This is a genomic window from Terriglobales bacterium (assembly GCA_035454605.1).
Classification (GTDB): Bacteria; Acidobacteriota; Terriglobia; order Terriglobales; family Acidobacteriaceae; genus DATMAB01.
In genome coordinates, this window is sequence record DATIGQ010000136.1 from 1 (window position 1) to 3165 (window position 3165).

The window sequence follows — 3165 nt, forward strand, 5'->3', positions numbered from 1 at the left end:
CCTGACTCCTCTTGGATTACCGAACTGGCTGGCACCGGCTGCCTCCTGGGTAGAACTCCTTGCGGCGGCGATGCTCGTTATCGGATTGCAAACGCGCGTCGCAGCGGCCATCATTCTCGTCTTCATGGGCATCGGACTCCGCATTCACTTCCGCGAGGGCCTGGCCGGGTATGATGCGTATCTCTCGCATGCCACGCTGGCGCTGGCGCTGGTCTTCTTCGGCGCGGGCCCCTGGTCGATTGACAACAAGTCGCGTCCGGCAACCGGCCGCCGCAGGTAGGAATGAACCATGCGTACCCTACTCGACGCCCTCCGCAATAAGGTTCTCCTCGCCTACGTCGCCATATATGCCGCCGCGCTCTGGCAGCTGAGCCGTCAGCCAGACTTCGAGCCCGCGGAAGCCATCGCCATACTGGCTCTCGTTGGTGTCCTGTTTTCCCTGCTGGCGCTGCTGTTCACGCGCAAGGTGGAAGCCCTGCCGCTGGCTGTGCGGTCGCCGGGAGCGGAACTCGCCGTGCTCCTCCTGTGGATGTTGCCTCTGGCGGCGTTCCTGGTATGGGGACTCGGCGCCTTGCGTAGCTCATTTCCCAACGAACCTGCACAATCCCTCGCCATGGCGGCCGCCAAGCTTGCGATGGTCGTCGTGATTCCCGGCCTCATACTCCTTCGGGGTTGGCACTACAAGGTGAGCGAGCTCGCGCCGGTGGGAGTCCGTTGGAAGCAGATCAAACCGGCGTTGTGGATGTCGCTCGCCGGCCTCCTCATGCAGGGCGTGCTGGGACGAGGCCTGCGCGACCTGAGCCAGGCGCAGGTTCCCATCTGGGTGGCGGTGGTGGCGGTGCCGCTGGCTTTGGTTTGGCTCGCCCTTGAAGTCGGGCTGGTAGAAGAGTTCTTCTTCCGCGTCCTGCTGCAGACCCGCCTGGCGCGCGTCTTCGGTTCCGAACTGAGCGGAATTATCGCGGCCTCGGCGCTGTTCGGGCTGGTCCACGCACCGGGACTCTATCTGCGCACGGCCGTCACCGGCGAAGCGTTGGGCGCCTCGCCCTCGCTGGGCAGCGCGCTTGCCTACTCGATCGTCATCACGTCGGTGTCAGGAATCTTCCTGGGCGTGCTGTGGTCGCGAACGCGCAACCTGGCGGTCGTGGTGATCGTGCACGCCGCCGCCGACCTGATCCCCAACCTGCTGCCTTTCCTCAAGGCCTGGCATCTCGCCTAGCTGGAATGGCACGCCGCTCGTGGCGGAGGCCCACGCTGACCGTCATTTTTTCCAGTATTTCTTGAGCGCCCACCAGGCGAGGAATGTGGCGGTCACGCTGATCACGACATGGCGCACGACCTGCTGCCAGGTGACGCCGAAGGCGAACTCCCCTTCTTCCGGGCTGAACACGGCATCTCCAGGTTGCGGGCTAGAATTTCGCCAGCTCCTCCATGGCGCGGTAGAGGTCGTCGGCCTGCGGCAGGATCTCGTCCTCGAGCAGCGGCTGATAGGCCACGAAAGTATCCATGGCGGCCACGCGTTTCACCGGCGCATCCAGCTCATCGAACAGCTCATCGGCAATGCGGGCCACGATCTCCGCTCCGTAGCCCCAGCTCAGCGTGTCTTCGTGGGCCACAAGGACGCGGTTGGTCTTACGCACGGACGCCGCGATCGCCTCCCAATCGTACGGGCTCAGGGTGCGCAGGTCGACGATCTCGACGCTCAGCCCCTGTTCGCGCTCGATGCGTTGCGCCGCCTGCAGCGCGCGCGGCACCACTGCGCCGTAAGTGATCACGGTAAGATCGCTGCCTTCTTTCCACACCCGCGCCTTACCGAACGGGATCATGTGCTCCGGTCCGGGATAGGGCGCGCGCCCGAAAGGCTCGCGGTACAAGCGCTTGTGCTCCAGGAACAGCACCGGGTCGTCGCAGCGGATAGCGGTGCGCAGCAGGCCGTTGGCGTCCAGCGCATTGGACGGGAAGACCACGCGCATGCCCGGCGTGTGCGTAAACAGGCTCTCGCCGCACTGCGAGTGATAGATGGCGCCGCCGGTGAGGTAGCCGCCGATGGCCACGCGCACCACTGCGGGAGAGGAAAAATTGCCGTTCGAGCGCCAGCGCATGAGCGGGAGCTCGTTGCGCAGTTGCATCATCGCCGGCCAGATGTAGTCGAAGAACTGCACCTCCACCACCGGCTTCAGCCCGCGCGTAGCCATGCCCACGGCGCGGCCCACGATGTTGGCCTCCGCCAGCGGCGAATTGAACGCGCGCTCGCTTCCGAACTCCGTCTGCAACCCGGCGGTCAGTTTGAATACCCCGCCCTTGCCTTTGATGAGCTTCTTCTTCAGGTACTCCTCGCGGCTGCAGTCGGCCACGTCTTCGCCGAAGACGACGACGCGCGGGTCGCGGCGCATCTCGTCCTTCAGGCAGGCATTGATCAGGTCGGCCATGGTCTTTTCAGCGCCGGTGGCCGGCTGCGGCTTGTCGGCCACGGTGCCGGAATAGGTGGCCTGCCAATCGAGGGTGGCGCTATCGCCGCCGGCAACCGGAGCGCTGTCGAAGGCGGAAGAGGTCGGGTCGAGGTCGGGAGAATACACAAAGCGCGTGATGGAGTCCGTCGTGGGCGGCGCGGCGGCCAGCGCGCGGTCGGTCGCTTCCTGTATCTCTTCGTCCACTTCTTTTTCCAGCTTGTTGATGCCCTTCTCATCGAGGATGTTCTCGCGGATCAGGAACATCTGCATGCGCGTGATGGGATCGCGCTGCGCCTCCTTCTGCCGCTCGGATTCCGGCCGGTAGAGCCGCTCGTCGTCCGAAAGCGAATGCGAGTACGGACGGATCACGTGCGCATGCACGAACGCCGGGCCGTTCCCGGCGCGGCAATACTCCACCGCCTTGCTGAGCGCGGCGTAGCTGGCCACCGGATCGGTGCCGTCGACCTCCACGAAGTGAAAGTTGGGAAAGCCGCAGACAAGCTTGGAGACGCTGCCGCCCGCCGTGCCCACTTCCACCGGCACGGAGATGGCGTACTCGTTGTCCTCGATCAGAAACAACACCGGCAGCTTGAGGTTGGCGGCGGAGTTCATCGCTTCCCAGAACTCGCCCTCGCTGGTGGTGCCGTCACCCGCGGAGACGTACACGACTTCGTCGCCCTGGAAGGTCACGTCCTTGAACTGGCGATAGTCGCCTTCG

General features: G+C 64.9%; 4 protein-coding genes. 2 read left to right on the forward strand and 2 right to left on the reverse strand.

Features of this window, described 5'->3' with window-relative positions; translation table 11 throughout:
- On the forward strand, window positions 1–280 hold a 280-nt coding region (locus VLE48_10005; GenBank protein ID HSA93332.1), incomplete at its 5' end, for a DoxX family protein.
- A 9-nt stretch (window positions 281–289) separates the two neighbouring features.
- Window positions 290–1216 carry a CPBP family intramembrane glutamic endopeptidase gene (locus tag VLE48_10010; GenBank protein HSA93333.1) on the forward strand — a complete coding sequence of 309 codons (927 nt, stop codon included), beginning with the start codon at window positions 290–292 and terminating at the stop codon, window positions 1214–1216.
- 42 nt (window positions 1217–1258) lie between these two features.
- On the opposite strand, the gene VLE48_10015 is transcribed toward VLE48_10010, so the two are convergent.
- The gene (locus VLE48_10015) at window positions 1259–1387 is read right to left on the reverse strand and encodes a hypothetical protein (protein HSA93334.1); all 129 of its coding nucleotides are present in this window, start codon (window positions 1385–1387) and stop codon (window positions 1259–1261) included.
- A gap of 19 nt (window positions 1388–1406) precedes the next feature.
- On the reverse strand, window positions 1407–3165 hold a 1759-nt coding region (locus VLE48_10020; GenBank protein ID HSA93335.1), incomplete at its 5' end, for a dehydrogenase E1 component subunit alpha/beta.